The sequence below is a fragment of the Granulicella sp. L46 genome, from assembly GCF_009765785.1.
In the GTDB taxonomy this organism is placed as follows: Bacteria; Acidobacteriota; Terriglobia; order Terriglobales; family Acidobacteriaceae; genus Granulicella.
The window spans coordinates 111200-117104 of the sequence record NZ_LMUT01000015.1 but is presented as its reverse complement, the minus strand read 5'-3'; the positions used below and the strand labels follow the sequence as shown (position 1 = coordinate 117104).

Here is a 5905-nt window from a genome sequence, read left to right as displayed (position 1 = left end):
CGGTGGTTGGGAAGGGGGCGGCTTATTTCCTGCGGGCGGGTGGGAAGCCGGCGCGGGTGAAGACGGGGGAGGCGTTGGAGTTTGGGCCGGTGGATGCGGTGAAAGTTGTGGCGGGTGGGCGGTTCGATGTGAAGGGATGGACGGGGGATTCGGCGCCGTATGCGTACACGGTGGTGGGTGGGGTGGTGCGGTCATCGCGTGTGGGTGGCGGGATTTATTGAAGCCGCTATTGTTTCAAGCGCGGGGTTGTCATGAGAAGAGAGCATACCCTCGGGGCTAAAGCCCGTCCTCTGTTAGCCGCGGAAGGCCAAGGCTGAAGCCTTGGCGTACCTAGAAGCAATCGCTGCGGGGCGTCGCGAAGCTAATCGGTGGAGGTTACTTTGGCGCGGAGGCGGCCTTTGGCTAGCTGGGCGGTGATGGCGGTACCGGCAGGGGCTTGGGTGGCGTTGCGGAGGAGGGTGCCGTCGGGTGCGTAGACGAGGGCGTAGCCGCGCTCGAGGACGCGGAGGGGGCTGAGAGCTTCGAGGCGCGAGGTGGCGCGGTTGAGGCGGGTGTGGGCTTGCTGGAGGGGGATGGTGCGGGTCGCGCGGAGGCGTTGGGTGAGGGATTGGAAGCGATGACGGTCGTTGGCTAGGCGGAGGGTCGCGTCCTGGCGGCGGAGGCGGGTCTCGAGTTGGGCGAGGCGCTGATGTTGGCGGTTGAGGGTTCGGTTGAGGGAGGTTTCGGCGCGGTCGGTGAGGTCGTCTAGATGCTGGGCGCGGCGCTCGAAGGTGGTGCGGGCGCGGCGAAGGATCGCGTCGGCGTTAAGGGCTGAGAGACGCTGACGGAGGCGAAGAAGGTTGTAACGGTTTGCGCGGGTGAGGCGTGACTGCAGGCGGGCGAGGCGATCCGCTATGCCATGCTGGGAGGCGGTGAGGAGCTCGGCGGCTGCGGAAGGGGTGGGGGCGTGGAGGTCGGCTGCTGCGTCGGCGATGGTGGTGTCGGTGGCGTGGCCGATGCCGGTGATGACTGGGACGGAGCAGGCGGCGATGGCGCGGGCTACGATCTCGGCGTCGAAGCCGTGGAGGTCCTCCCAGGAGCCGCCACCACGGGCTACGAGGACTACGTCGGCGTGGTTGGGGCGGGCGGAAAACCAGTTGATGCCGGCGGCGATTTCGGCGGGGCAGTTGGGGCCTTGCACGGCGGCGGGATAGATGAGGAGATTGACGGCGGCGTGGCGACGTCGGCAGACCTTGACGATGTCGCGGAGGGCGGCACCTTGGAGGCTGGTGACGACTCCTATGCAGTGGGGGAAGGGTGGGAGAGGGCGCTGGTTGTCGAAGAGGCCTTCGCGGCGGAGGCGCTCTTTGAGGGCCTGGGTGGCGGCTAGAAGGGCGCCGAGGCCGGTTTGTTGCATGGTTTCGGCGACTAGCTGGAGTTGGCCGCGGGATTCGTAGATGGAGAGCGAGCCGGAGATGCGGACGGCGTCGCCATCCTTGGGGCGGAAGCGGAGGAGGGTGGCCTGGCGGCGGAAGAGGACGATGGAGAGTTGCGCTTCCGCGTCCTTGAGGGTGAAGTAGCAGTGGCCGCTGGCTGCGGGACGCCAGTTGGAGATTTCGCCTTCGACGGTGACGTGGCCGTGGGTGCGCTCGACGAGGTTGCGGATGTGGCGGACGAGCTCGCCTACGGTGAACACGTCCTGCGCGGCTTCTGCGCGGAGGGCGGGCGTGTCCTCCGCGGATCGCGAGAGTTTGGATGGCGGCGGGGTAGAGAGGGAGCGGGATTGTTCCGCGAGGATGTCGGCGGCGGTGACGTCCGGGACGGTATCGAATAGGGAGGGCGACGACGGAGGCTCGGGGCGCGTGGCAGGTTTGCGGGAGCGGGTGCGGCGGAGGTCAGCGAGGCTGGGGATGTCGTCAGGCATCGTAAAACGAGTTTACGACGGTGCCGGATGAACGGCGAGTGTGGAGGGAGCGGCGAGAACGGCGCTTGCTGGTCAAGTGAGAAGGAGGTTTCTCCCCTTCGGCTACGCTCAGGGTCGGAATGACAGCCAGAAAGGCAAGAGCAACTTTGCTATCCAACTTCCTGAGCGCCGTACTTAGGCGGTTTGGAGGAGGGTCTGGGCTTCGTGGAGGAGGAGTTCGGGGCGGCAGGGCTTGGTGAGGAGCTTGAGGGGGCGGCGGGTGCGCGAGATGTGTTGCTCGACCTTGATCGCGTTGCTGGCGTACGCGGTGAGCATGAGCAGTTTGCAGTCGGGCATCACGTGATGGAGCGCCTCGGCGAGCTGGAGGCCGCTTTGCTCGGGCATGGAGATGTCGCAGAGGAGGAGGCTGGGAGCAAAGGTTCGCGCCCGGGCCAGGCCATCGGCCGCAGAGTAGACGGCTTCTGACTCATAGCCGTTGGCTTTGAAGACGAGCTTAAGAGTGTCGGCTACCAGGTGGTCATCGTCGACGACCAATACACGCTGTTTCATGAGACACCTCGGGCCCTGCTGCGTTGAGGGAATCTGGTTGTTGTGGCGTGAAGGAGAGGACACTGAGGGAGAGACGCAGCGTCAGCAATTTCTATAAATGTTAGACCTTCGTCGATGGAAAAAGCTATAGGCAGAGGCCGATTTTTTCGGAGGATTCATCTTTTATGCTCGAGACGCGGTAGAGTCTTTGACATGCATGTCTTAGCTGTCATCTTCGGCTGTTTTTTGCTGGCGGGGGTGTTGCTGGATGCGTTTCAGACGATTATTCTGCCGCGCCGGCCGGTGGGACGATTTCGGATCACGCGGTTATTCTTCCTGGTGACATGGGGACCGTGGCGGTGGCTGGCAGGACACTGGCCGGCGAAGCGCAGCCGGGAACAGATGTACAGCTTCTATGGGCCCTCGACACTGTTGTTGCTGTTCGGCCTGTGGGCGACGCTGCTGATGTCGGCGTATGCGCTGATCTACTTTGGCATGCATATGCCGTTCAACGATCCGATGCATCCGCTCACGATATGGCAACGGCTGGAGAGCTGTTTCTATGTAAGCGGGACAACGATATTTACGCTGGGGCTGGGAGATGAAATCCCTGCGACCCATGCGGCGCGGATGCTGATCGTGGCAGAGGCGGGAACGGGGCTGGGGTTTGTGGCGCTGGTGATTGGGTATGTGCCGGTGCTGTATACGGCGTTCTCGGCGCGCGAGATCCAGGTGGCGCTGCTGGATGCGCGGGCGGGGTCTCCACCGACGGCGGGGGAGTTGTTGTTTCGGCACAACTTCAATGGCGGGCACCACGCGCTGACGGCGCTGTTAGCGGAGTGGGAGAAGTGGTGTGCGCAGATGCTGGAGACGCATATCTCGTATCCGATTCTTTGCTACTACCGGTCGCAGCACGACAACCAGAGCTGGCTGGCGGCGCTGACCGCGGTGCTGGATACGTGCGCGCTGCTGATTACGACGATTGAGGGGCCGAGCACGCGACAGGCGCAGCTGACGTTTGCTATTGGGCGGCATACGCTGGTGGATTTGGGGCACGTGTTTCGGCTGGAGAAAGAGGGGCAGCGATTGAGCGGGGAAGGTCCGCAGCGGCTGGGGGACGATGAGTTTGCGAGGCTGTGCGACTTGCTGGCGCAGGCTGGGTTTTCTCTATGCGGCGACTGGGGAGCGAGAGAGCGGCTGAACGCGATTCGTTTGTTGTATGAGCCGCACTCGAGTGCGCTGGCGAGCTTTCTAAGGTTGCAGCTGCCGACGTGGGCTCCACCAGTGAAGGACGAGACGAAGCGGAAGGATCAATGGTCGACGGTGGCGGAGTTGCGATCGCCGAGCGCGATTGCGGATCGGTTGACGGCGCATGTGAGTCGGCAGTCTACGGCGACGCATTTTGACGATCAGAGATAGGGCGAGGGCTGGCGCGAGGGCAGAAGGAGATTCCCTCGGGGAATGACAGAAAGGGCAGGAACGGGAGGAAGCAGGTTCGCTCGCTGCGCTCGGAATGACAGTTTCCTTCGGAAATTGTCAAAGAAAGGCAAAGGCAAGGGCAACGGCGAAGGCAAAGGAAAATACCAGGGTCGCATAGGATGCGAGCCTGGCATTTGTTTTGCGAAGAGGTGAAGTTTGGTTACCGAGGGATTCCAGCTCCGGCGGCGGGGGTGGGGTTTAGCTTCTGGGTGGCGATCTCGGCGGCTGCGCCTGGCTTGCCGGTGGAATCCTTACTCTTATCTTTTAGCAGGGCGAGGATCTGGCGGGCCTGGTCTGTCTTGCCTTGGGCCTGGTAGAGCTCTGCTAGCTGGAGCTGGGCGAGGTCGGCAGGAACGGTGCTGGACTTGCCTTTGCTGAGTTCGTTGTAGATGTCGATGGCCTTGGCGTCCTGACCGGTCTGCTGATAGATGTCGGCGAGGGCATCCTTGCCGAGGGCAGAGAGGCCGCTATCCCAGCTGGAGGCGACCTTTTCAAGTGCCTGCTGCGCTGGGCCGGTCTGGCCCTGGTCCACGTAGGTGAGGCCGACGAAGTACTGAGCGAGGCGGCCCGAGGTGGTGAGGCCGTATTGGCTGGCTACCTGCTGGAATAGGGCGTTCGCAGCGGCGGCGCGGGACTTGGCATCGGGGTAGGTCTTGACGCCGGGGGCGGGCGGTTCGCCGGAAGCGGAGAGAGGAGCCTGGTAGACCTCCATGGCCTGGCCGAAGGCGGTCGAGGCGGCGGAGGATCGGCTTTGATAGAACGAATAGCCCGCGACGATGGCAATGATGGCTACGACGGCGATGACGGCACCGATGATCGCCTTCTGGCGATGCTCTTCTGTCCAATGGACGCCGGCTTCGGTGAGGGCTACAAACTGGTCCTGCTTTTTCAACTGACGCTTAGTTGCGTTATCCACGAACGATCCGTCCTTCAGAACTACAAATAGATTGCCGGGCCCACCGCCCGCGCATCGTCTCAGTTTAGCAGGGAACGGCGCGCGGGGGCAGCTGGGCGAGGGATTTGGGGGCTGGGCGTGGGTTGACTGGGGGAGGTTCGATTATTGGGGACAGTTCTTGCAGAGAGTGCTTGCCAATCGTATTTGGATGGGCATAGTATCTGCGTCGGATCAATCCAAGCTGCACTGATTTTGAAGCACTGCCAGCGGGCTTGATCGCACGTCCAGAATTGTACTGTTCATCAAGAAGCAGACAAGAAATTCGCAGGAATCGGCACATTTGTAGAGAAGCTGACCGGCGGATGCACGAAGACTCAGGAGCGTCAAAACGTCATGGCTTGGTACGCATACTGCATCACCGAACGTAGTGCATTTTCTGAACTCGGTCGACATAGAAGGCCGATGCCACTTACAGGGGTCACCGGACTTTTCGGAAATCAAGCCTTTCTCTTTCCCGCAGCCGATCTGGCTGTGGTGGTGTCAGAACATCTACCTGAAGACGCAGCGAAGTTAGTCACCGTGGAGGGTCAGTCCGCGGCGCGGGAGCATGCTCGAGTGATTTCGGGCTGCTTTGCGAAGTCGACGGTGCTGCCGTTCCGATTCGGCACGACGTTTGAGGACGATGAGGCGCTGCGGCGGTCGGTTCGGTCGAACCAGCGGCACTTTATGGCCAACGTCGAGCGGCTGCGCGGTATGGCGGAGATGCACCTGAAGGTCGTGGTGGATGATATCTGCCCGGAGACCAAAGGTGCGGGGCGCACGTTTCAGGCGGCGGGGCAGGAGTATTTGTCGCACTTGCGGGAGTCGGCCAGCCGGCAGCGGGAGCGGCAGTCGCGGGCGCGGGCACTTTCGTTGCAGATGCATCGGATGTTCCTGCCAGTGGCCGAGGAAGTGACCTGCAAGCGGATGGAGTCTGGCAAGATGTTGCTCGATATCGCTCACCTGGTGGAGAAGAAGACCGTGGAGCGGTATCAGAACAAGTACAGCTCGGCGACGCTGGAGCTGAAGGACTGCGCGATGCAGTTGTCAGGGCCGTGGCC

Annotated in this window: 6 protein-coding genes; 3 read left to right on the top strand and 3 right to left on the bottom strand. The window is 62.5% G+C overall.

Annotated features, from left to right (window positions below):
- A partial coding sequence (locus tag GSQ80_RS16960) for a hypothetical protein (protein WP_158788860.1) occupies nucleotides 1–221 on the top strand: 221 nt, incomplete at its 5' end.
- 140 nt (nucleotides 222–361) lie between these two features.
- On the opposite strand, the gene xseA is transcribed toward GSQ80_RS16960, so the two are convergent.
- Together xseA and GSQ80_RS16950 are read right to left on the bottom strand one after the other, a co-directional pair.
- On the bottom strand, nucleotides 362–1903 hold the full coding sequence (gene xseA, locus GSQ80_RS16955) for an exodeoxyribonuclease VII large subunit (protein ID WP_158788859.1): 1542 nt from the start codon (nucleotides 1901–1903) through the stop codon (nucleotides 362–364).
- A gap of 174 nt (nucleotides 1904–2077) precedes the next feature.
- Nucleotides 2078–2452, bottom strand: a complete 375-nt coding sequence (locus GSQ80_RS16950) for a response regulator (protein ID WP_158788858.1) — start codon at nucleotides 2450–2452, stop codon at nucleotides 2078–2080.
- Between the two features lie 192 nt (nucleotides 2453–2644).
- On the opposite strand from GSQ80_RS16950, the gene GSQ80_RS16945 reads away from it, so the two are divergent.
- Nucleotides 2645–3850, top strand: coding sequence for a potassium channel family protein (locus GSQ80_RS16945; protein WP_158788857.1), 1206 nt, complete (start codon nucleotides 2645–2647; stop codon nucleotides 3848–3850).
- Between the two features lie 220 nt (nucleotides 3851–4070).
- On the opposite strand, the gene GSQ80_RS16940 is transcribed toward GSQ80_RS16945, so the two are convergent.
- Nucleotides 4071–4826, bottom strand: coding sequence for a lipopolysaccharide assembly protein LapB (locus tag GSQ80_RS16940; protein ID WP_158788856.1), 756 nt, complete (start codon nucleotides 4824–4826; stop codon nucleotides 4071–4073).
- A 372-nt stretch (nucleotides 4827–5198) separates the two neighbouring features.
- On the opposite strand from GSQ80_RS16940, the gene GSQ80_RS16935 reads away from it, so the two are divergent.
- Nucleotides 5199–5905 (top strand): GvpL/GvpF family gas vesicle protein (locus tag GSQ80_RS16935; protein ID WP_158788909.1); only part of this gene is annotated, 707 nt, incomplete at its 3' end.